Genomic DNA, 23,685 nt, shown 5'->3' on the forward strand with positions numbered 1-23,685 from the left:
TCGCTCCTTTTCTTAACGCCCCACGCTCTTGTCGATGGCTTCCCACAACCCTAATAAGTAGGAAGCGCCGATCGCCCGATCATACAAGCCATAGCCTGGACGTCCCGTTTCTCCCCAGATCATTCGCCCATGATCTGGTCGAATGTAGCCGTCAAAGCCATTTTTGTACATCGCTTCTAGGATCTGATACATGTCTAATGAGCCTTCAGAGGAGAGATGCGGTGCTTCATAAAAGTCTTTGTCATTGCCCAAGTATTGAATGTTACGAACATGGGCAAAAGGAATCCGATCCCGGCGACAAAACTCAGCCAAAATCTCATAGACATTATTGGCTGGGTCTTCGGCGATACTGCCAGTACAAAGTGTGATACCATTTGACGGACTGTCGACCACGTTGCAGACCCAATCCAAATCATCGCGGTTTTTAACGATACGCGGCAGACCAAAAATCGAATAGGGAGGATCATCTGGATGAACAGCCATCTTGATGCCGACCTCTTCACAGGTGGGAATGATGGCTTTTAGGAAGTAAGCAAAGTTTTCTCTTAATTTGTCATCATCGACATCCTTATACGCAGCAAACAATTCTTTGACATGTGCCAAACGTTCTGGTTCCCAGCCTGGCAAGGTATAGCCAGAGCTTGACTCCTCAACTTCTTTGACGATCTCTTCTGGGTCTTTGTCGATCCCTGCTTTTTCAAATGCCATCGTAGAAGAACCGTCGGCTAAGCGATAATCGAGATCCGTTTTGATCCAATCGAAAATCGGCATAAAATTATAGCAGATCACTTCGATCCCATATGCTGCCAAATTACGAATCGTTTTTTTGTAGTTTTCGATATACAGGTCTCTCGAAGGCAAGCCAATCTTGATGTCATCATGAATATTGACGCTTTCGATCACCTTCAGGGAAAGGCCAACTGCTTCGACTTCTTCCACGAGCGCCTTGATCCGTTCTTTCGGCCAAACTGCCCCAGCAGGCAAATCAAAGAGTGTGCCGACGATGCCTTTCATTCCAGGAATTTGACGGATATCTGCTAACTTGATTTTATCGTAGTCTTTTCCATACCAACGAAATGTCATTTCCATTTTTTATTCGATCCCTTCTACTGTTTCATGTAATGTTTTACGGACTGCGCCGGTTCCTGCCAGCATCTTAGCGAACAAGTGACCCACCTTTTCAGCGATTCCTGCTTGATAGAGATCCAAACCAAAAATCTGCGGATTTGCTAAGATTGGTCGAATGATCCCTTGAACATCGGCGGCTGTCCCTAACTGACACTCACGTAAAATCTCTTGTAATTCTGCTAAGAGGGGATCAGGACTTGGGCCAAATGGATGGCCTTCATCATCGATCGCTAATAGATAATGCAACCAGCCTGCAATCGCTAAGGGAATGAAAGTCAGCTCAGAAGCCGAGCCTTCTTTCTCCACATACTTTTTGATGGTTTCGCCAAAACGGATGGCGATTTTCTGTGAGGTATCTGCGGCGATCCGCTGTGGAGTGTCAGGAATCAGCGGATTGGGTAAACGAAGGCCCACCACCTCATCGATAAATTTCTTTGGCTGAATGATCTCAGGATCTTCCACTACCGGCAAGCCTTCACGATAGCCGATTCCTTTGATCAAAGCAACAATATCTGGATCGGTCATTTCCGCAGCAATAGATGTATAACCGAGTAAACAGCCGAACAAACTCATTGCGGTATGCAGTGGATTCAAACAAGTTGTGACTTTCATACTATCGGTTTTGTCGACGATCTCTCGACTCGTCAAGATCACCCCCGCTTTATCCAAATTCGGGCGACCATTTGGAAAATCATCTTCAATCACCAGGTAATGAGTCGTCTCTGTGTTAGCAAACGGAGCGATATTCGTTCCTTTATCTGTACGGATGACTGGCAGCTGCTCGATCCCAGCTGCTGCTAATTCTTCTGCAACTGCTGTTGAAGGATTTGGCGTGATCCGATCGATCATTGACCACGGAAACGTCACCTGCGCGTTGTTTTCTAAGTATCGGACAAACGCTTCTGAAACATGCCCCAGCTTTTGCCATTCTTTTGCAATGGTGACAATCGCCGTTTGGAAACGGAGCCCATTTTGCGAAAAATTATCGGTGGAAACCATAGCGATCGGAAGTGCCCCTGATTGAAAACGATCCCATAAAAAGCTAGCCAAAATGCTCATTGTATGGTTGACCTGATGGGGACCCGCAGCGAGATCCGCTTGTACGACAGGTAAAAATTTCCCCTGACTGTCTTTTAAGCCATAGCCTTTTTCTGTGATCGTTACGGTAACCAACTGTAGTGACGGCTCCTGAAATACTTTGCGTATTTGCTCATAACTCGCAGCACGGGAAGGATGGCAATAATAACTAGCCGCCGTTGACTGGAGCAATTTTTTCTCCAACCGTCCCCCTTCATGCATGACCACTTCTAAAATATCATTCTCGTAAGGGGCATATACTTGATCAATCACCTGTTCATCAAAGGTTTCACAAACTACGATTCCTTTTGTCAGCGCTTGTTGATCGATCAACGTTTGGGCTACTTCTGCGTGAAATGCCCGATACAAATTTCCCCCACCAAAGTGTAACCATTGAAACTGAGTATCTGATTGATCCGTCACTTCTTTGGGAACGATGGGCATCGTAACTCCTGCCTGCTTCAAGGCAGCAAAATCAAACATCCTACTTCCTCCTTTTTCTTAAAAACTGATATATTAGTATTCTAGTTCATTCTATACTGAATTGCAAGCCTTTACAAAAGGTTATTCAACTTATATACTAGTTTTATTACTCAAAACTATCCCTAGGCACCTTCCTTCATAGTTTTTCTTTAGAAGGTAATTGAATGCCTGATACAGAAAGAAGCGTTTATGTTGAACCCTACAAATTTTCAATCACAAGCTTATGAATCAATCAAAGAGTTGATTTTAACCGCCAAACTGATTCCCGGTCAAAAAATATCTGAAAAGGAATTGGAGCAACGGCTAACCATTGGCAGGACGCCGATCCGTGAAGCAATTATTCGTCTGCGCCGTGAAGCACTGATCCATGTCGTTCCCCAAAGCGGCACCTATATTTCTAAAATCAGTATCAAACAAATTGAAGAAGCTCGTTTTGTCAGAGAGACGCTTGAAAAAGAAGTATTCGTAGCGGCCTGCCAAGCCATTACAGAAGAGCAGCTGAAAGAACTAGAAAAACTCGTTATTTTGCAGCGGACCTATGCCCAATTGAAGGATGAAATCGAGTTTTTCCAACTCGACGAGGCCTTCCATCAGTTGATTTATAAAATCGCCGACAAAGAAAATGTCTGGAATTGGCTACAAACGATCAATCTGCCTTTAAATCGCTTCCGCTTCTTACGTTTAGAGGTGGAGGAATTGTCTTGGGAAATTATTTTGCGGGATCACGAAGAAATCTTAGCCACTTTAAAAGAAAAAGACCAAGCCAAAATTGCTCCCTTGGTCGGACAACACATTGATGTCATTGATAACGATTTGATTTTTGTGGAAAAGGCCTTTCCCGATTACTTTACGGAGTAAAGCTATTTGAAAATCATGGACCTTAAAAACCACCCTCGTCGAGTAGATTGCCTACTTGACGAGGGTGGTTTCATACGCTGAACAAGCGAGAATACGCTCATTCGATTGGGTGATAACTAAAGCCTTGGCCCAGTACTTCTGAGACATTATTGACGATCACAAACGCTTTTGGGTCAATGGTCTCAATGATTTGTCTGATCTGCATAAATTCTTGGTCGCTGGCCACGATCAACAGTACTTGTTTGTCTGCTTGCTGGTAGCCGCCTTGGGCAGCCAATAGTGTGGCACCACGAGCTGTTTTATCAAAGACTGCTTCTCGAATCTCGTTCACGTGGTTCTCACTTAAGATCATGATGGATTTCTTCCGGTTAAAGCCCGTTTCAATGTAGGTCATCACACCAGAGGTGATCACGATCGATAATATCGCAAACAAGAACTCTTCAAACCCGAAAACGAACAAGTTCATGGAGACCACGATCGCATCGGTCGCCAGCAAGCCAATCGCTGGATTCAAATTAAAGTATTTCTTGAAAATCAGCGGTGGAATCGTTGTACCACCGCTAGAAGATTGATTTTTGTACAAAATCGCTACTCCTAAAGCAAAAATCGCACTGCCAAATATCACGGAAAGCAGCCGATCTTCAGCCACCATATATTCTGGGACTAAAGCAATTGCTACTGGAAAAGCAAAACTACCATAGAGGACTTTCAAAAAAGGCCCCTTCCCTAAAAAGGCATAGGCAAGAATAAGCATGAGAATATTCAAGACCATGATCACAGCCGCTCGATCCCAACCGAGGGCTGACTCTAATAAAATACCGATTCCGCTGACACCGCCAGCTGCCACATGATGCGGGCCTAAAAATAAATTGATGCTTGCCGCTAACAAGAAAAGTGCTGCGGTGATTTTTCCATAGGTTTTCAGAATTGTCATTTGTTTCCTCTTTTCTCTGTCATTTTCACGGTTTATTCAAGCCGCTTTGCAGCCATTCTTACTCCTCACTATACGCCCATTTGATGTCACCGACAAAATTTATGTTTAGCCAGAGGGAATAACCGGAAATCTGTTGGCTGATTGCTTGATTCAATCGTTCTCGCAAGGGATCTTGCCGCCCAACTGTATCGAGAGGTGTTGCAGGTAAAATCACCACATCTAATTCCACAATGACTTGATTGCCGACTTTGGCGGTACGTAACACAAAGTCCACCACTTCTTCTGCGCGCAGTTCTTTTTCAACGATCGTCATGATGGACTCTCGTAGTTCTTCTTTCGGAGTTGAAGAAGTCAATTCCAGAATGGCCGCTTTCAACTCTTTAATCGAAAGCTGAATAAAGAACAAGGTGATCCCGATGGAGATGATTGGGTCGACATACATCGCGAAATTTCCATAGGGACTGGCTTGAATCAGCCATGACACAAGAAATGAACCGACGACACCCAGACTAAAGAAAAAGCCGAAACGCCATTGTTCTAGTTCTACCCAGTAAAAGGGATGAGTCAGTGGTTTCTTTTTTAAGTACAAGTAAAAAGAGAAACAGTAGATCGTACCAATCAGCGAGAAATACAAACCGATTGGATCAATCATGCCATCACTGACGTGTAATAAACTAAAAGCAGATTCAATGATTCCATAAATTGAGATCAGCAAGATGATACTATATTGAATAAAAACAACCAACGGCATCAACGCTTCTTTGCCGAATGGGAAACGTTCAAAGTCTTGGGCTTGGATATATTTTGCCACATACAAAGCAATCAGTGACATCACTGCACCAATCAATGTATAAACACCATCTAACAAGAGGACGTTATAACTGACCAGTAACCCAAAAAGCAAGGCACCGCCGCCATAGATACTCCCAGCGACAATCGATGCCAGCAAAAGCTTGCGTATTTTTTTCTTTTCACTCATGATACTCCTCTTTCTTTTTTTTAAAGAAACTATCAATTTGATTGCATTCTTCTATCTATAAGCCTATCTTCCCATATAAATAACATAAAAAACAGTCAATTTTTTCATACAAAGCGGAAAAAAATAGTATTGCTGTCAATCATTCACTCTATTCTCTAGTGATGCATATTCGATCTTTCTATCCCACTCTTTTTACATTCTGGTGTAAATCCCCTTGACTACGCGGATTGATTCCCTTATCATCAAGGGTAACCATATTCAATCAGAATTTTCAGAATATTCCGTTATATTTTTCATAACGGCGATTCATTGGAAGACAGGGAGGATGAAGAGAGTGAATGAAACAAAACAAGTCCCATGGACAGGAGAACCAAACCAACGAGCGATCAACTATTTGAATGAAGAAGGCAAAGTGATCGTCTGCCCAACCAAAGTCGGCTATATCATTGCCGTCTCTGATAAAAAAGGGCTGGAACGCAAGTTTTCAGCAAAGAATCGCAAGCGTAACAAACCAGGTGTCGTTCTTTGCAGCTCATTGGAGCAGCTACATGAATTAGCCGAATTAAATGCGGAAACCGCCGCCGTTTATGAAACGTGTTGGAACAATGACGTGTTATTCGGTGCGATTTTGCCTTGGAAAGAATCAGGAAAAGCCTATATCCCAAAAGATGGTTCAGAAGAATTGATGACGGACGTTCGGGGAACCAGCTGTTTCGTGATCAAATTCGGTGTCCCTGGTGAGCAGATCTCAAAAGAACTTTGGGATCAAAAAAAGAAATTGCTTTTCGCCAGCTCAGCGAACCCTTCAGGCAAAGGAAACCGCGGACTTGTTGAAGGGATCGGCGAACAAATCGCGCAAGAAGCCGATCTAATCATTGAAGGCAACGACTATGTTGCATCGATCCAACCAGACAAAACGCTGGAAACCCGCTACGAACAAGGAGTCATGGTTTCTTTCGTTGATAAAGACGGTAACTTGATTCCAGAGCAAGGAGACCAACGCTCCATCACTCCCGCACCTGTCTTGATCCGTAAAGGACTCGATGTTGAAAAAATCCAAATGTACCTTTCTGATCACTTCAACTCATGGGACTATCGCCACGGGGAGTATTATTAATCTTTCATCGTCAACAAAGAACCGAAGAACCAGCTAACGGCCCTCCTATTCAAGGAAAAACGCTCAGCTCGTTCTTCGGTTTTTCAATAGAAAAAAATACTTTTCTTCTATCGTGTTTCTTTCAAAAGCTGAATGATCTGTGCCTGTTGTTTGATGATCGTATCTTGTTGCTTGATTTTAATCCAGTTTTGGTCGATTTGGATAGCTGCTCCGAGATTTTTGTAACTAAGGTTGGGGATCTCCATGAAATGTATTCGGTGTGCAGATAAGTCATTAAAGATCTGAACAGACAGTTCCTCACTCAATTCATGAACCTCTTTTTCTACAATATACTGGTTGATCAGGTCTTCTACAGTCAAACGCTTTTTTCGTTTCTTGCCTTGTGTGCCATTCGAATTTTCAGATTTCTTGTTCGTACCAAACATTTTTGTTCTCCTTTCGTTAGGTCATCCTTCCTCCATTTTGTGATTCCGTGTCTCTTCTTCAGTGACCAAAATAAAATTGAGCGAAACCTACATACGAACATTTTGTCATAAATTAGCATTATAATCTACATTTTGTTGTTTTTAAAGATAAAAAAGGAGATAAATTACGATCAGGTTTTCTCTGTCATAGAATTCCAACTCTATTTCTGCTATAATCCCCTCATAAACACATAGGAGGGACTCTATGAAAAAGCATTCCTCAATTGCTTTCTAGGGGACGACGCCAATGACAGTGACTTTGGACTACACTTACTGCTGGGTTGTGGGCTGCCGCAACACAGTGCTTAGCACAAAACGAAAAAACTAAGCGTGGTACGGATTGCGAAATCGCATGAAGCTGGAAGCAGAAGTAATCGTTACGGACGGTGAATGTGTCCCTAGCCAAAGAAGCCTGATGAAGAACGAACGGAACCCTTTTCTCTCAAAAGAAATCATTCTTTTGGAGGAAAGCAAAATGAGAAAAGGTGAAAATACGACCTTTGTTTGTAAAAACTGCAGTACGCCTGTGGCACCCTTGACCAATGGTTCTTACCGCAACCATTGTCCTCAGTGTCTCTACTCGTTACACGTGGATATTCGCCCGGGTGATCGTCAAAATACTTGCCATGGCCTGATGCGACCCATCGATTATCGCCAACATTCCAAAAAAGGCTATCAGCTGCTGCATCAATGCACTCGCTGCAAAAACCAGCAGTGGAATATCGTGGCACAGGATACGCAACAGCCTGACCATTTTATTGAGTGGTTGGCTCAAACCGCTGCGTATCACTAAACAGCCAAAGAAGACCATGCTTCAGGCTGGTCTTTTTTGGTAATCAGAACAACGGCCCCCTTATACCACTAACTGCTAATAGACATTGTCGTCATAAGAAGTGCTTACTTTAACCTAAAAAAAACAGCTCGCTGTCTCGTCGATTGGTTGACGAAATCAGCGGGCTGTCCTGCTAGTGTCTTCTTGATGATTTTACGTTGGTTTGCGCTTATTCAAAAACGAATTGATTGTGATACAGTTCCGCATAAAAGCCGTCAGCCGCCACCAATTGATGGTGATTGCCTTCTTCAATGACTTCGCCGTCCTTTAAGACAACGATGCGATCGGCATTCAAAATCGTCTTCAAGCGATGGGCGATCACAAAACTGGTTCGTCCTTTGATTGCTTCATCCATTGCTCGTTGAATTTTCGCTTCGGTCACGGTATCAACATTACTGGTGGCTTCATCCAAAATCAACAATTCTGGATTGGTCAAAATCGTTCGGGCAATACTCATCAATTGTTTTTGACCAGTACTGAAAAGATTGTTCTCTTCGGTGATCTCCGTGTCATAGCCTTTTTCCAACGTCATAACAAACTCATGGATATTGGCTTGTTTCGCTGCTGCAATGACTTCTGCTTCGGTCGCTTCTGGTTTCCCAAAAGCAATGTTTTCACGAATCGTCCCTGAGAACAGCACGGATTCTTGCAAAACGATTCCCACTTGAGAACGCAGCAGATCCAAGTCTAGCTCCCGGATGTCGATGCCGTCAAAGGTCACAGAACCACCATTCACATCATAGAAGCGATTCAACAAGTTCATGATGGTCGTTTTTCCTGAACCAGTCGGTCCGACCAATGCGACCATTTCGCCTTTGTTGACCGTGATCGACACATCTTTTAGGACCAATTTTTGACTGTCATACCCAAAGTCCACATGATTCAAAGCAACCGCCTCTTTGATGCCCTTCACTTTGATCCCGTCTTTTGGTTTGACCTCATCAGGTTCATCAAACATTTCATTGATTCTGCGCGCACCGGTGATCGCCAACTGAATCATGCTGTAACCAGAAGAGATCTGCATCAATGGTTGGTAATACTGCTGCGAATACTGGACAAAGGTCACAACTAATCCTAAAGCAACGGAACGTTCTAAGTCACCGTTCAATGCTAACCAGCCACCAAAGAAAATCACGATTGCCGTGTTCAACAAGGACATCCCTTGCATCAAGGGGAAAAGCAGCCCAGAGTAGACTTGCCCTTTGTAGGTAGCTTCCCGGACTTGTTGGTTGTGGACCAGAAAACCATCGATGGTTTCTTCTTGCAGTCCATTGGTGATGATGATTCGTTGACCACTGATTTTTTCATCGATATAGCCGTTTAATTTTCCGACTTCATCTTGCTGCAGATCGACATATTTGCGGGCTTTTTGGATCACGATCACCGCGATCAACACCGCAATCGGGGTAGAAGCAATCGTTGCCCATGCCAATTCAACGTTTTGACGGAACATCATGATCAAGATCCCCACCATTAAGACTACATTGGTCAGCACTTGCAACAATGCTTGGTTCAGACTGTTTTGGATGTTATCCAAGTCACTGGTGAAACGGCTCAAAATATCACCGTCTTGATGAGAATCAAAGAATTTGATCGTCAATTTTTCCAGTTTATTAAATAAACCGATCCGCATTCTGTTGGTTGATTTCCCCACCACTTGCGTGAACAAGATACTATAGACAAAATTGGCTGCACTGGCTAAGACATAAAAAATCAACAGTTTCCAAATGATCGATAGAAAAGCCGATTTATCATCGACCCCTTGCATCAAACCGCCAACATAATTCGCCAATTCCTGGAACGCTTCTCCGATAAAGACTGGCGCTTGTACTTGCAGATACGTTGCCAGAATCACCGTCACAAAAATGAATAGAAACGACCACTTGTATTGTTTTAAGTAATGGTAGAAAAATTTACTCGCTTTGAACAAATCTGTCATGGTTACTCCTCTCCTTTCTGTGTTGCGAAGATTTCTTGATAGATGGCATTGTTATTGGCTAAAAATTCATGGCTTCCTTCACCAACCAAACGTCCATTATCTAAAACGAAGATGCGGTCGGCTTTCACAACAGAGGCAATCTTTTGCGCGATAATGATTGTTGTCGTGTCTTTTAATTGTTTTTCAAACGCTTCGCGAACCAATTTTTCCGAACGAGCATCTAATGCACTCGTACTATCATCCAAAATCAAAATTTTCGGTTCACCGATCACGCCTCGAGAAATCGATAAGCGTTGCTTTTGTCCTCCAGAAAAATTGCTGCTGCGCTCGGAGACCGGCGCTTCAAAACCCGCTGTCAATTTTTGAATAAATTCGCTGGCTTGAGCGATTTCTGTTGCGCGAGACATCTCAGACTCTGAGGCATCTTTTTTCCCTTGCCGTAAGTTTTGGGCAATCGTTCCTGAAAAGAGGATCGCTTTTTGCAAGACAAAAGCGACCGTTTTACGCAAGCTTTGTTCATTGACTTCTTTCAAGTCAACACCGCCAACCCGCACGACACCTTCTGTTGGGTCAAACAAACGGGGAATCAGTTGCGCCAGTGTTGATTTGCCGGCACCAGTCGCTCCTACGATCCCAATCATTTCGCCAGGTTTGATGGTAAAACTGATAGCCGTTAGGGCATTTTTTTCATCCCCAGGGTAACGGAAGCTGACGTTTTCAAAAGCGACACTTCCAGACAATTCTTGTTCTGGGACATCTTGGTATTGCAGATCCGGTTCGGTATCTAGAATCTCTTTGATCCGTTTTAGCGAAACTGCAGCCCGTGAAGTCATCATCATCATCATGCCGCCGATAATGATCGCCATCATAATTTGCATCAAATAATTCATGAATGAGGCAATTCCCCCAATCAAAGTTGGGTCATCTTTCGCTAGATCACTGACAAAGAAAATCGCGCCGACCACTGCTAAGTTGGCCGCCAGCATAAAGGAGGGGATCATTACAGAGAACAGGGTTCCTACAATAATATTATGCTTCGTTAACGTTTCACTGACTTTAGAAAAGCCTTGCAGTTGGTTGTCTTCTTGAACAAAAGATTTCACCACACGAATCCCCATCAAATTTTCTTTGGCAATCCCATTGATTTTGTCGATCAAGTTCTGGATGATCATAAAGTGTTTGCCCATCCGTGTAAAGGATAGTGCCGTAATCACTAGGACAGCGATAATCAGTAAGACGATGATCCACCACAGTTGCGGCATGGTTGTCATCGCCAAAATGAAGGCACCGATAAATAAGAACGGGATCCGAAACAACGATTGTAGCGAGATCATCACTAAGTTTTGAATTTGCGTGATGTCATTGGTCAAGCGCACCACAAGATTTCCCGCTGAGAAGGTTTCGATATTTCCAAATGAGAATGTCTGGATTTTCCGAAACATCTCTTCCCGAATATCGGCACTAACGCCTTGCGCCACTTTCGCAGAAAAAACCGTGTTGATGATCCCTGCAACAAGGCCTAGCAATGCTAGCCCAATCAACTGCACACCAATTTTTTTCATTTCATCATTGTTTTCAGTAATAATTGATTCTAGCACTTGCTGCAAGAGCTTTGGCTGCCATAATGCAGCAACGACCATTAAAATGACCGATAATAAGGCAATGCTGGTTGCCGCTTTGTACTTTTTGACATGGCGTAAGACCAGATCCATATACGTACCACTCCTTTGTGTTCAGCAGAAAAGACTGCCAAAAAATTTCGGTTGCAAAACAATTTACCATGGATTACGGCTAGAAACAAGCGAACAAATAAAACAAAAAGAGCTTTCATGAAAGCTCTTTGAAAATATTGCATAAATGTTGGCGAAAATAATGAATGATAAAGGGATTATGATGATCCTCAATAGGGTCTTCCTTATTTTCTGTCGCTAAATCTTTGACTTACGATTCGCTGTTTTCCAGCTCACTTTTTTGTTTTTTTGTCAGTTTTTGTTTGACTAGATCGTAGGAAACCAAAATCATTTGTTCGATGTTTTCTTCCATCAAGGCATCAGATACCAACTTGATGGTATTCCAATGGGTCTTATTGGCATAATACCCTGGAATGATGACGTCAGGAAATTGCTCTCGCAGCGTTTCGTTGACCTCGGGCAGATTTTTCAAAGTCAAAAATGCTGTTTCTTCTGCTTGCGGACTCATGATCCCAAACTGTTTTCCTACTAAATCAAAGTAGATTGCATCCCAATCTTCGCGGTAATAGACTTTGGCTCCCGGCAAGCCTTCCCCAAATGCTTGAAATCGCTGCATTTTTTGTGCAATTTTTTCTTCAATCGATGTACTCATTGTGTTTCCCTCACTTTCTACTATCAAAACCGTCATTTTCTGTCTCAATTTTGACAGATTGAATCGCTTTCTGCTCTATTTCCTACTATTATACATGGTTGCCGTGTAAAAAGGGATTTTTTATCAATGGCATGTCGCCTGAAAATGACTCTTGAGAGCTGCATGCGGCGTTACATTCATTCATCTGTCTCAGAAGATACAAAAAAACCCCTTATCAGCGAGTAAGATGTACTCGCCAATAAGGGCAATTGATTACTAGATGTCATGGACAAGATTCATTTTAGAATCTTAGTACCAACCATTTGCTTCCCAGAATGCTCTGGCAGCAGACCAAGAACCATAACGTGATGCAACATATTCATCGGCAACCTTTTCTTGGTTAGCAGCTGAATAGTCACCATTTAAGTAAGAGTTGGTTAATTGGTAACGGCCGTAGTATTGTCCGTTTGTCGCTGTGTAAGAACCACCAGATTCTTTGTTTGCGATCCATTCTTTTGCTGAAGCTTCTGAGCCGCTAGCTGAAGAGCTGTAGCTTGAGCTGCTTTGTGTGCTTGCAGCAGCAGATTGTGTGTTGCTTGATTGTGAAGCTGCTGGTTCACTTGGTTGTTGTACACTTGCTGCAGCAGTCGTGTTTGCAGATTCTGTATAAGTGGCAGTGCCATCTGTAGGGATGATCAATGCTTCCCCAACAAAAATCAAGTTTTTATCAGCAATCTCGTTTGCTTCAACGATCGCATTGATCGTATCATCAGAGCTATAACCGTAAAAGTTAGTAGCGATTGTTGATAATGTATCACCAGATTGAACAGTGTATTGTTCGTCTGCAAAGGCGTCTTTCCCACCTAAGAAAAGGCCGAAACCGGCAAGGACAGCTGTACTAAGTAAAACAGTTTTTAAAGACTTCATATAATTAAATCTCCTTCTTTGAAACTCATTTTGCGTCATTTGAGATGACTCAAGCGCATAAACAAGTCTAACACCGAAGAATATTTCATAGGTAAAGAAATCATTACAGATGATTACGAAAACGACAGTTGCCTTACGTTTCGTAAGAATTGAAAAAGACTATCATATCAAGCTTTTATCTGCTGTAATTTTTAACATTACAGTTATTTTGTTTCTAGGTAAACCAGTTAACCTTAGAAAACCTTTCCTATATTACAAAAAACCCTCTTTTTACACAGATTTGTAACAAAAGAAGGAACGAGACAAGGTCTCATTCCTCATTTACTTCCTATTTTTTCTTCACTGGGATCAATTTATTCATGACGATCGCCGCAATAGCGCTTAAAGCAATCGGTGAATCTAATAAATATTGTAAGAATTGAGGCGCAGATTCTTTGATTTCTGCTGGCATAAACAACAAGCCGATGGCAATAATCAATGGTACCCCGATAATATACAACTCACGCTCGGAAAACTCTTCATTCTTAATGACCCGAAAGCCGCTCAACAAAATAATGACACAGACGACCGCGAACACGCCGCCGATGACAGCAGAAGGTACTGCGTGAATCAAGGCTGAAAGTTTCCCCATGAAGGACAATAGGATAAACCAGACGGATGCCATCACAAAGACTTTTTTACTAGCAACCCCGGTGATCGAAATGATCCCTGCATTGGTAGAATAACCAGTCACAGGGGTCGTTCCTACTAAGGCGGCAACCAAGCAGCCTAATCCTTCGCCGATCACGCCTTTATTGATCTGTTCATCCGTAACAGGTTCTTCTGTCACGGAACTGACCGCATACCAAGTACCTGTTGTTTCTGCTAGGAGCACCATATAGATCACTAGCATCGTTAAGATCGCTGAAACATCAAAGTGCAGGCCATAGTTTAGAAATACCAGTTTTGGCAGACTAAAGAAAGAAGCATCCGCCACCGACTGAAAATCAACGCCCCCCATAAAGGAAGCAATCACGGTACCGATAACCAAAGCAATAATGACCGAACTGATTCGGAAGTATTTTCCCATTCCCGGAAAATAATCGCCTAACATGGAAAACAAAATCAAAATCGCCGCAGTAATCGCAGCCAACAACATGTTTTGATTGGCACTTAGTGTTTCAGTGGCAGGATAGATATTGCTGGTAAAGGCCGTTGGCAGCAATGTCAACCCAACGATCATAATGATCGTTCCACTGACGATCGTAGGAATAAAATGACGAACGATATACTTATAAATGCCCGTAAAACCTAGTAAAATGACTGCTGTGGCACCTACGATGCTGGCTCCTAACACCGTGTCCATGCCGTTGGCACCAAAATAAATACCGATGATCGCTCCAACGGGGACAAAGGATGGCCCTTGACATACGGGTAATTTCAAGAAAAAGAGGACTTGGATCAAAGAAGCGATCCCTGCTCCTAAAAAGGTCGATTGGATCAAACCTGATGCATCTGAAGAGGACATCGCCACCGCCGTTGCGATAATAAATGGCGGCACATACACGTCCATTGCCAACACATGCTGCAACCCTAAAAGTACTGCTTGACCAAAGGGAATGTCTTCATTCATTCCGATCGTTAAATGTTTATTTTTCGTTGATTCCACTGTCTCATTCTCCTCGTTTTTCGTGTACTTTTTTTCCTTGGACCCAGACTTGGCGAATATTTTGCATCGTTGCTAAGTACAGGATTTTTTGTAATCTTGCTTCGGGTGAGGTGAACACACCGAAGTCAGGCAAAGGATTTTCTTTTTGTCGCGTATCGATCACTTGCACATCAAACGCATACCCTTCTTTGATGACACCTACTGGTAATTTCAGTGCCTCACCGCCGCCTTTTGTCGCCAATGAGAACGCATCGATCACGGATATACGAGAATCGGCTACTCCTCGTGTGTTTTGAGGAAGCGTGACATCCACGCCATCTTCTAACATTCTCGAAGACATCACAGCTTGTTTGATGTTGTCATACAAACTCGGTGAAAAACCGCCGGAGATATCCGTTCCTAAACCAATCGTGACCCCTTGCTCTTTCAAGCGCTTGATTGGGATCACACCATTGGCAAAGTAGGCATTTGAGATGGGACAGTGCGCAACTGCGGCGCCGCTTTCGACAAAACGGGCGCCGTCAGCTGGGCTGATGAAATTGCCATGAGCCATCACTGCTTTTTCTCGCAACAAGCCGAAATCTTGCAGCACTTCGGTATCCGTTTTGCCAAATCGCTCTTGAACAAAGTCATGTTCCCATTGCCCTTCACTGCAGTGGGTCTGAACATGGACATCATATTTTTGAGCCAATGCGCCTAACCCTGCCAAGCCTTCATCGGTACAGCTCGGGACAAATCGCGGAGTAACCACAGGATAAACGCCTTGAGGTGCGGTCTTTGCGATTGCTTGTACTTCTTGAATAAAACGTTCTGTATCCGCTAATGCCTCTTCTGTTGATGCGTCCCGATAAAAAGCAGGATTGGCTTGAGGATCGTCCATAACGACTTTTCCGACTAATCCCCGTTGACCAAGAGCGGCACAAATCTTCGCCAATTGAAGGCTCGCTTCTAGATGGATCGTTGCAAAATAAAGAACCGTTGTCGTTCCTCTTGCCAATAGCTGTGCCACCAAATCTTGATAGACAGCTTTGGCAAATGCTGGATCGGCATATTTTGCCTCCAGCGGAAACGTGCATTCATCTAACCAGACATTTAACGGTTCATCTAACGCGATCCCTGCTTGCGGCCATTGCGGTGCATGGACATGCAGATCGACAAACCCTGGTAAAAAGCACTGGCCTTCAGATAAAGCCTGAAGATTCTCTGATGCTTTTGCCAGCTCTGCCTCATACCCTTGATCTGTTTTGGCAGTGACTTTCGTGATGATCCCTGCGTCATCGACTTGAATCAAAGCTTCTTCTATATATTCTAGTTTTCCATCAGTTGGCGTATGGAAAACATCTCCTTTAAAATAGTGAATGGTTGCCATTTGTTTGATTTCCCCCGTTCTCTAAGACATTGTCAGGAAAAAGCCGTTCATTTAATGTTCCTTTTTCACTAACACGATGTTCTTATTTTAACGCTATTCGAAAATAGTGCAATAAAATTCACTATCATAAAGAAAGATAAAACGATAAACGTTCGGTTTTTATGCGATTTCAAAAAAAGACACCGTCTAGAAATAAGACAGTGTCAGTTAACGACGCTTATACTTTTGTTTTCTTTAGTTGCCGATAAAATACCACCAGTCCACCTACTAGCAAACAGAGTACTCCTGCAATCGAGCCCCATTTTGCTGGCTCTAAAAAGCTTTGGATCCTTGAGGTCTGATTCGTTGCCGTCGTTCCTGATAGCTGAAACAAGAAAGCCAGCGGCTGATGTTCAAAACGAAGAATAACAAATAGGAGTGTCATCAAAAGAAATTGATGTACCAGACTCCCTTTGCTTTGTGTGGCATACTTGGCTAAGCTCTGCTGTTCAATTGCTTCCGGTTTTGCCGCCAAATACTGTTTCGTGAGCCATTGATTCAATCCCGCATTAAAGAAACTAATGACAAATAAACTTATTGGGATCAAAAGATCGCTGCTAAATAGAAGAACACCAACCATCAATCCAAGCAAATACGCCGGTACTAACTGTTTTTCTAGCAAGCGTGCGAGTTTTCCTCCGAGAAACATTGCGCCAAAAAGGCCCAGTGCATAAGGCAAGTAAACGTGAGTACTAAGCACTTGTGCCCCAAATCGACCGGTAACATAGACCGAGCCGAAAAGAAAAAGAAAGTTACCGATCACTCCCCGAATAAAGGTGAGGATGTTCAAGTGAAGCGGCTGTTTCCACGAGCGGCTGCGTTTCGTTAAAGTGATCAGCAGCAAAGCAAAGAGAAACAAGAAGCCAGTAATCGCCCACTCAAACAGGGCATTCGACTTGATCAGCCTGGCTGCTCGCAAGCCAAACAGTAAGAGAAAGAAAAAGAAATACAACAAAAACTGCTTGTTGAATAACTGGTTGCGCTGCATCAACGGTCTTTTTGGGAGGTTGTTGAAGGTTTGACTACTCTTAGCTGCCAGCACAAAGAGTGCAAAATAACTGCCAAATAGGCCAACGCCTTGAAGGTCATCAGGCAACCGTAAGGCAAACAGTAAAACAAAAAGAAAGAACAGCGCCTCCTTCCAATCATTTTTCAGCGGCTGTTCAGTGAGCTTGGCTTTTTGTCGTACCATCAGATCAGCTGGCGGCAGCCAAGAAGCACTGATCCCCAACAAACCAGCAGCTGGCAAGAGTGCCACGCTCCACCAAGTGCTCAAGATACCTACCAATGCGCCGGCGCCGCCGATCAAGACACTTGCTGCTAACAATGATGGTGCAAAAAGCGCCGTAAGCGTCTGTAAGAAAAAGACCCCTGTCATGCGAAAGGTATAAAAGAGCGCAAAGGCTAATGCTGCACTTAGCGACTGCTCTTTGCTCAAAGATAAGAAATAAAGATACGGGATGATCGTGATCGTATTGCTGATGATCAAAAGTGCGGTATGGGATTTTAAAACTTTCATCGTCCGACTCCTTGCCTTGATTTAAAGTTCCATCTTTCTTCTATCCTACACTTTCAAGCAATCCTGTCAACTTGCGTGCCAAATTTAAGCAAAAAGAAACCAAGTGTATTGTCAAAAGACTGACACTTCGTTTCTTTTTCTTATTGCGATTTTCGGCTAGGAGCCAGTAGACTGAATCGTTTGCTTAATTGCCTGAATTTCTTCATATAACCCTTGAAACTCTTTTGCAAGCTCACTCATGATGTCTGCGCTCATCAAAAGATCTTCCGCATGACTTAATAGTAAGGACATCCAAACTTTGTCCCCTTGAGCTTCTTGTTGAACTAACTTCCGATGTGCCAAATGGGCTTCATGATAGTGTTCTTTTCCTTTTTCGATTGCTTGCAGTGCAGCCAGATTCTGGGCTTCTCTTCCTTTTTGAATACTTTCAAAAAAGCAACTTCTTGCCATACCCGCTTGCGAGATAATCTGAAAACAAATTTGTTCTTTTTCTTCCATTCTACTCTCCTATTAGTTCAAGTGCTTGTTCCAATGCTTTTTTTCCATCCATCATGCCATAGGTGCGCATGTCGATACTGGCTGCTGGACAAGCAACTAAGCCTTGGACTTCATTTAATCGGTAAGAAACTTGCGGTCCTAACAGTACGCAATCAGCATCTTTTGCTGCAGTCGTGACAGATTCAATGGAGAACGCATCGATCGCCACCGCTTCTCCTTTTTCTTGCGCTGCTTTCTTCATATTATTTACTAAGACGCCAGTAGACATGCCGCCAGCGCAAACTAACACTATTTTTTTCATCATTTTTCCTCCATTTTCTCGTTATTTGTTACTCAACGACTGCCGCTTGGGTTTGCAGATTCTTTTCTTCAGCTAGTGCTGCTTTGTCTTGCAGACGCATAAAAGGGATGTAGATGATGACACATAAGACAAATTGAATCAATTGTGCAATGATCCCTTGCCAGCCATTCACTAAGAAGCCACCGAAAATAATCGGAAAGCCAGTCGGGATATTGACTCCATTGTGATAAGGCAAAAAGCCGACAATTGTTAAGAGATATGCTGACAACACGGAAACAGCCGGTGTTAACATCAAGGGAAGCAGCATTCTGATATTCATCACCTGAGGAATCCCAAATTTGATTGGCTCAGAAATACCAAACATGGAAGGGATCAATCCAATTTTACCAACGGCTTTTAGTTGCTCTGATTTGCAGCCAAAAATAGCCAGTAAAGCGACTGCAAATGAACGAGCCCCGCGATTGTTCAAAATAAACCCAATCGTAAACAAATGTGGTAATGCTTGGCCGGCACTGTATGCCGCCAGATTATCAAGCGCTGGTTGGTAAAAGACCAACATCAAGATCGGATAAACAGCCAACACTCCGTGAATGCCAAAGAACCAAAGAAATTCGATAAACGCCACAATGATCATGCAGGCAAAAATATTCGCTCCTAGCAAGGTCAATGGAGCTTGTACCCAAGTATAGATCATATCTGTCAGTGTGCCGTAAGGAGTTGCCGCCATGCCCACATAAATGATGCCCATAATGGCTGAAACAATAATTGCTGGCACGATCGCTGCAAAGGATTTGTTGACGATCGGCGGTACCGAATCCGGCATTTTGATCATCAAATTCTTCTGTACACATAAAATGTAAATCCTGGCACCCAACAATCCGCCAAACATGGCGACAAACATCCCACCGGAGCCAAGGGTCGACAACTCCATCGTACGGGTTTCTTCTAAAGTCGAAATCGGACTCAAGATCAAAAATGATACCAAACTCATGATACCGGCATTTAGTTGATCCGCATTTAAATGCTCGGCTAATTTATAGCCAACTAGAAAGGCGACATAAACGGAAACGACATCGATCGTCATCGAGTTGACTTGGGTTAATAATGCTTTCACACCAATTTGTTCCATTATCTGTTGCGTTGCCCCAATGTCGATCGCATTGATCAAGGAAGCAATGGAACTGATCATCATGACGGGCATTAAGCCCATCATTGCATTGGCAATGGCTTTCATATAAATATTGTTTTGTACTTGAACGGCTGCAGCTAGTATTTTATCTTTCAGTGTATTCATAAGGTCCTCCTTCACTTAATCCCGCAAGTATTTATCTTTAAGCAGCTGGATTTTCTGCTGTGAAAAACCCAGTTCTTCTTTTACATACGTTTCAATCCCCCCATGAGCCTCAATCAAATCCAAAGCGGTTTGTAAAAAACACCGATCAGCTTCTTTGAAGTATCGCATTGCTGCCACAAAATCGGGGTTGTTCGTTTCTTCTTGTATCTGCTTGAGACTCTTGGTATTTTTCTCCCTTTTGTACTCGTTGGTCAGCAGGTAATCTTCCATGACCTCTTCATAACTGACACCCAACAGTAACTGAATCAGGGCAACCCCATACCCGGTGCGGTCTTTGCCACCACGACAGTGCTGAACCACTGCACCTTCAGCTTCCAAATGAATGGCCAATACTTCTTTAAAAACGGTCTTGCATTGACTGTTTTCAACAAATTCATAATTTTGCCGAATCATCAATTCTTTTGCAACTTCGGCGGTGATTTTTTCTGCAGAAAGCGCCATTGGCTCCCCTTCTTCTGAAGAAGCTAAAGCAGCAATATCAGCAATTGGCGTCAAATAAAGTATCTGAGCATTCCCAATGGGTTTGTCTTCATTGTCTGCTCTTTCTTGGGCATTGCGGTAGTCAATAATTTTCTCAATTCCCAGAGCTGCTAATTTTTTCTGATCAGCTTCTGTCAATTTGCTCAATTCGTCTGAGCGGTATAGTTTTCCAGTCACTACGTATTTGCCCTCTTTGGTCCGATAGCCGCCAAAATCGCGAAAATTATACGCACCTTCTAAGGTTACTTTTTCATTTGTCATACACTACTCCTTTAAATAATTAATGAACGTCATAAAGTCCGTTGTCGCAGCTAGTTTGTTTACTTTTTCAAACGAAGAACATTGTTTGATCAAATGATCATTCAGCGGTTTCACTTTTAAGTGATCTTGTTCAGCAATCACTAATAAGAAAACGAGACGAACCGTCTGTTTGTACCAGAACACTGGCTTTTTCAAGTTTGCAACGGCAATCACCGTTTCTGCACCAATCAGCGCATTGGGATGAGGGAAAGCGACTGACGGTAAGAAATCGGTTCCAAAAAAGGCTTCTCGTTCAAAAACCAACGTTTCAAAATTCTCAGGCATTGAATACTGTTCTTTGATTTGTTGGCATAAAAAATGCAACACCGCTTCTTTTGTTTCAAATTCTTGTTCACAGATGAATAACGATTCCTTAAAGTAGTTCAAAAGCACTTCTTCTGTGAAGATAGCGGCCAATGCGGCTTCGATCTTTTTGATCATATCCGGTTGCATAAAATAATCAACATTCATAACAGGAATCGTTCCTTCGTAAGGAAGTGGAATCGAAGAAAAGATAAAATCGAACTCCTGCTCTTCGATCATTTGCAAAAATTCATAAGGATTGCATACCGTGACTTTCTTGATATAATTGCGAAAATAAAACTCAAATTTCTCTTTAAGGAAGGTATTGGCCGCTCGGCCGAGGTCATTGACCACTAAAATATACTTGCGCTGTGTTTGCGAATCTTTCTTATTTAAAGCCACATCAAAGTGCATCGCCAAATAGCTGAGTTCATGATCACTGACGGTCTTTTCAAATTGCTTTGCAATGACTTGACCGGCAATAATGGCTAAATCATAAGCGACATTACAGTGTACCTTCACCTCATTCAACAAAGGATTTTTCAGCTCGATCCCCAATTCGATCCGATCGATCAGCGGAGCAAAGTGCAACATCAACATCGTTTGCAGATCCAAGTCCTTACTGAAATCGATTTGGCGGCTTTCCTTGATCGCTTTTAAAATTTTGCTGACCAATTCTGCTGCTTCATCTGAAACAGTCATCTTTTCATTTCTAGGGACTACTCGTTTGCCAACGATTTGCCCTAAAACATAATTTCGCTCGTATTCGGTAAAATGTACAGCACACTCTTTTTCAATTCTGGCTATGATTCGCTCTCCTAGTAATGTCTGTTCATCATTGGTCCTGCCGCTGATCGGTAGGTTTCGATCTAAGTAGCGGCCGCTTTGCATGCGTAAGACAGCGATCGCTAAATGATTCACCAGATTGTTCAAAATAGCCTCCGACATGGGGTAGGCTTTTTGCGAAAACTCCGACGAAACGATGGCTTTTATCTGCTGGTGAAGAAGCGACGGTGTATCTTCGCTGATTGTGCCCTCTTCTAACTGCTTGATATGGGTTCTTTGCAAATAATTACTAGCCATAAACCGTCTCAAGTCAAATTCGCTACCGCTAAGTTTCATTCCGTAATACGGCTTCGTTTGAATGGAGAGCTGGTAATGGCTTAGTATCCGTCGCAGCTTTTTCAATTCTTGAGATAGCTTACTCTGAGAAATGAATAAGCGTTCGCAAAGCATTTCGGATTTAATATACGTTTCTTCTTGAATAAAGAATTCAATAATTCTAGAAACAAAGTCGTCATTGTGGGACGCTTGTTCTTTCCTTCGCTGAAAAGCTTCTTCGTTCGTTATTTGTAAATACAACCCACTCCCTTTTTTCGCTTGAATCATACAACCGTATCGTTCTTGATGCTGGTTGATTTCTTCTGCATAACGGCGAACGGTTTTTCTGCTAACACCCAACTCGGCAGCAGCCGCTTTACTCGTCATAAAACCGTCATGCTCCGAAAGTGTTCTTAACAACAATAGGCTTAATTTTTCCATCTCTCTCTCCCTCGCTTACTAGTTTAGAGTCAAACCCAAGCAACCTCCATAGGTATATCTTCCCTTTCATTAAGGGAAATTTCTACAAGAAGTTGCTTGCCTTGTGCTTTGCTTCTTATCAAAAAAACGAATGGTCGTGACTTTCACTTTGTTGTTGCCACATATGACCGACCAATTTGTTTGAGTTTTCTTCTCCACAAAAAAAGACATGATCTTCACTCAATGAAGGTCATGTCTTTTTTATTTAGCGAACCTCGCTAATTTTCTCTACCGACTGTCGCACTTTTAATTGATGGGGACTAATTTTTCGATGGCTCGTTTCTGCTTGATTGGTGATGATGTCTGCTAGTAATTCAGCTGCTTCATAACCGATTCGTTCCATATCTTGGGCAACGGTTGTTAATTCAGGCGTTACGTAGCTAGCCAAAATAATATCATCGAACCCGATGACCGAAATATCTTCAGGAACCCGCAAGCCCATGTCTTTGATTCCTCGTATCGCTCCGATTGCCATAATATCACTAGCACAGAACAGTGCAGTGATTTCTTGATTATTTTCTAACAGATTTTTACAAATCAAATAGGCAATTTCTTCTTCATAGTTGGCGTACTGGATATACGACTCATTCACTAACAAGCCATGCGCTGCCAAAGAAGCGCGGTAGCCTTTTTCTCTAAGTTCACTGACATTGGCATCACGACTCCCGTTGATCATGCCAATTTGTCGATGATTATTGGCAATCAAAAAATCCACAGCTTCTTGCGCCGCTTTTTCATTGTCAATCGAAACCAAGCCGATCTTAGGATTGTCGATTTCCATATCAATCAGAACTGTCGGCAAAGAGGTTTGCTGTACTTCCTGGTAGTAAGGATCGGTGGTTTTTAACCCTTGGATCACTACACCAGTGATATTGTGCTCATTGCAGAACTGACTAAACGTCTTTTGCTTTTGTTTCTCAGTACTTGTCCCATAAAAGACAAACTCAAAATCTGACTGATCCGTATAACGATAGACCCCATTCAACACTTCCAAAGGCATCGTTGATTTTCGGTTGAAATTCAACTCATTTAAAATCAAGGCGATGGTTTGTTGTTTCTTCGAAGACAGTGTCCTTGCTGCCATGTTTGGGGAATAGTCTAATTCTTTCGCTATTTTTAAAATTTCTTGCTTGGTTTGTTGGTTGATATCACTATACCCGTTAAAAACTTTGGATACAGTCGCTATTGATACACCGGCTGCCTTTGCCACATCGCGAATCGTTGTTCGCATTT

21 protein-coding genes are annotated in these 23,685 nt (G+C 42.8%); 3 read left to right on the plus strand and 18 right to left on the minus strand.

Annotated features, from left to right (window positions below):
* Positions 1-12: 12 nt before the first annotated feature.
* A complete protein-coding gene (gene uxuA / locus IGJ74_RS14480) occupies positions 13-1,089 on the minus strand; it encodes a mannonate dehydratase (protein WP_061053189.1) in 1,077 nt (358 codons plus the stop codon).
* Positions 1,090-1,092: 3 nt separating this feature from the next.
* Positions 1,093-2,688: a mannitol dehydrogenase family protein gene (locus IGJ74_RS14485; RefSeq protein ID WP_218192930.1), complete on the minus strand. Its 1,596-nt coding sequence runs from the start codon at positions 2,686-2,688 to the stop codon at positions 1,093-1,095.
* 189 nt (positions 2,689-2,877) lie between these two features.
* On the opposite strand from IGJ74_RS14485, the gene IGJ74_RS14490 reads away from it, so the two are divergent.
* On the plus strand, positions 2,878-3,546 hold the full coding sequence (locus IGJ74_RS14490; protein ID WP_005234106.1) for a GntR family transcriptional regulator: 669 nt from the start codon (positions 2,878-2,880) through the stop codon (positions 3,544-3,546).
* 97 nt (positions 3,547-3,643) lie between these two features.
* Here IGJ74_RS14490 and IGJ74_RS14495 read toward each other — a convergent pair whose 3' ends face one another.
* Both IGJ74_RS14495 and IGJ74_RS14500 read right to left on the minus strand, forming a co-directional pair.
* Positions 3,644-4,480: a YitT family protein gene (locus IGJ74_RS14495; RefSeq protein WP_005234105.1), complete on the minus strand. Its 837-nt coding sequence runs from the start codon at positions 4,478-4,480 to the stop codon at positions 3,644-3,646.
* Positions 4,481-4,538: 58 nt separating this feature from the next.
* Positions 4,539-5,459 carry a cation transporter gene (locus IGJ74_RS14500; protein ID WP_016612736.1) on the minus strand — a complete coding sequence of 307 codons (921 nt, stop codon included), beginning with the start codon at positions 5,457-5,459 and terminating at the stop codon, positions 4,539-4,541.
* Between the two features lie 325 nt (positions 5,460-5,784).
* Between IGJ74_RS14500 and IGJ74_RS14505 the strand changes: the two genes are divergently transcribed.
* Positions 5,785-6,576, plus strand: a complete 792-nt coding sequence (locus IGJ74_RS14505; RefSeq protein ID WP_016612737.1) for an L-threonylcarbamoyladenylate synthase — start codon at positions 5,785-5,787, stop codon at positions 6,574-6,576.
* 107 nt (positions 6,577-6,683) lie between these two features.
* On the opposite strand, the gene IGJ74_RS14510 is transcribed toward IGJ74_RS14505, so the two are convergent.
* Complete coding sequence (locus IGJ74_RS14510; RefSeq protein WP_008380648.1) at positions 6,684-7,001, minus strand: hypothetical protein; 318 nt, start codon at positions 6,999-7,001, stop codon at positions 6,684-6,686.
* Between the two features lie 514 nt (positions 7,002-7,515).
* Between IGJ74_RS14510 and IGJ74_RS14515 the strand changes: the two genes are divergently transcribed.
* Positions 7,516-7,833, plus strand: a complete 318-nt coding sequence (locus IGJ74_RS14515) for an RNHCP domain-containing protein (protein WP_008380645.1) — start codon at positions 7,516-7,518, stop codon at positions 7,831-7,833.
* A 208-nt stretch (positions 7,834-8,041) separates the two neighbouring features.
* Here the strand turns inward: IGJ74_RS14515 and IGJ74_RS14520 are convergent, their stop codons facing one another.
* The 13 genes from IGJ74_RS14520 to IGJ74_RS14580 all read right to left on the minus strand — a co-directional run bounded on the left by IGJ74_RS14520 (position 8,042) and on the right by IGJ74_RS14580 (position 23,683).
* Entirely contained in the window at positions 8,042-9,811 is a 1,770-nt protein-coding gene (locus IGJ74_RS14520; protein ID WP_005234100.1) for an ABC transporter ATP-binding protein, read from the minus strand.
* Positions 9,812-9,813: 2 nt separating this feature from the next.
* Entirely contained in the window at positions 9,814-11,523 is a 1,710-nt protein-coding gene (locus IGJ74_RS14525; RefSeq protein WP_005234099.1) for an ABC transporter ATP-binding protein, read from the minus strand.
* A 229-nt stretch (positions 11,524-11,752) separates the two neighbouring features.
* Complete coding sequence (locus IGJ74_RS14530) at positions 11,753-12,154, minus strand: MmcQ/YjbR family DNA-binding protein (protein WP_228100702.1); 402 nt, start codon at positions 12,152-12,154, stop codon at positions 11,753-11,755.
* A 288-nt stretch (positions 12,155-12,442) separates the two neighbouring features.
* Positions 12,443-13,060, minus strand: a complete 618-nt coding sequence (locus tag IGJ74_RS14535) for a LysM peptidoglycan-binding domain-containing protein (protein WP_087664645.1) — start codon at positions 13,058-13,060, stop codon at positions 12,443-12,445.
* Between the two features lie 328 nt (positions 13,061-13,388).
* Positions 13,389-14,672, minus strand: coding sequence for a uracil-xanthine permease family protein (locus IGJ74_RS14540; protein ID WP_086317423.1), 1,284 nt, complete (start codon positions 14,670-14,672; stop codon positions 13,389-13,391).
* A 40-nt stretch (positions 14,673-14,712) separates the two neighbouring features.
* Complete coding sequence (gene guaD, locus IGJ74_RS14545) at positions 14,713-16,077, minus strand: guanine deaminase (protein WP_087664643.1); 1,365 nt, start codon at positions 16,075-16,077, stop codon at positions 14,713-14,715.
* Positions 16,078-16,294: 217 nt separating this feature from the next.
* Complete coding sequence (locus tag IGJ74_RS14550) at positions 16,295-17,635, minus strand: hypothetical protein (RefSeq protein ID WP_194188172.1); 1,341 nt, start codon at positions 17,633-17,635, stop codon at positions 16,295-16,297.
* Between the two features lie 156 nt (positions 17,636-17,791).
* Positions 17,792-18,133, minus strand: a complete 342-nt coding sequence (locus tag IGJ74_RS14555) for a PTS lactose/cellobiose transporter subunit IIA (protein ID WP_061053195.1) — start codon at positions 18,131-18,133, stop codon at positions 17,792-17,794.
* A 1-nt stretch (position 18,134) separates the two neighbouring features.
* A complete protein-coding gene (locus IGJ74_RS14560) occupies positions 18,135-18,434 on the minus strand; it encodes a PTS sugar transporter subunit IIB (protein WP_034872120.1) in 300 nt (99 codons plus the stop codon).
* 28 nt (positions 18,435-18,462) lie between these two features.
* The gene (locus tag IGJ74_RS14565) at positions 18,463-19,728 is read right to left on the minus strand and encodes a PTS sugar transporter subunit IIC (protein WP_087664641.1); all 1,266 of its coding nucleotides are present in this window, start codon (positions 19,726-19,728) and stop codon (positions 18,463-18,465) included.
* A gap of 15 nt (positions 19,729-19,743) precedes the next feature.
* The gene (locus IGJ74_RS14570) at positions 19,744-20,529 is read right to left on the minus strand and encodes a tyrosine-protein phosphatase (protein ID WP_008380628.1); all 786 of its coding nucleotides are present in this window, start codon (positions 20,527-20,529) and stop codon (positions 19,744-19,746) included.
* A gap of 3 nt (positions 20,530-20,532) precedes the next feature.
* A complete protein-coding gene (locus IGJ74_RS14575) occupies positions 20,533-22,413 on the minus strand; it encodes a BglG family transcription antiterminator (protein WP_087664640.1) in 1,881 nt (626 codons plus the stop codon).
* A gap of 244 nt (positions 22,414-22,657) precedes the next feature.
* Positions 22,658-23,683, minus strand: coding sequence for a LacI family DNA-binding transcriptional regulator (locus IGJ74_RS14580; protein WP_005234088.1), 1,026 nt, complete (start codon positions 23,681-23,683; stop codon positions 22,658-22,660).
* Positions 23,684-23,685: the final 2 nt, after the last annotated feature.

It is taken from the genome of Enterococcus sp. AZ009 (assembly GCF_050548785.1).
In the GTDB taxonomy this organism is placed as follows: Bacteria; Bacillota; Bacilli; order Lactobacillales; family Enterococcaceae; genus Enterococcus_D; species Enterococcus_D entomosocium.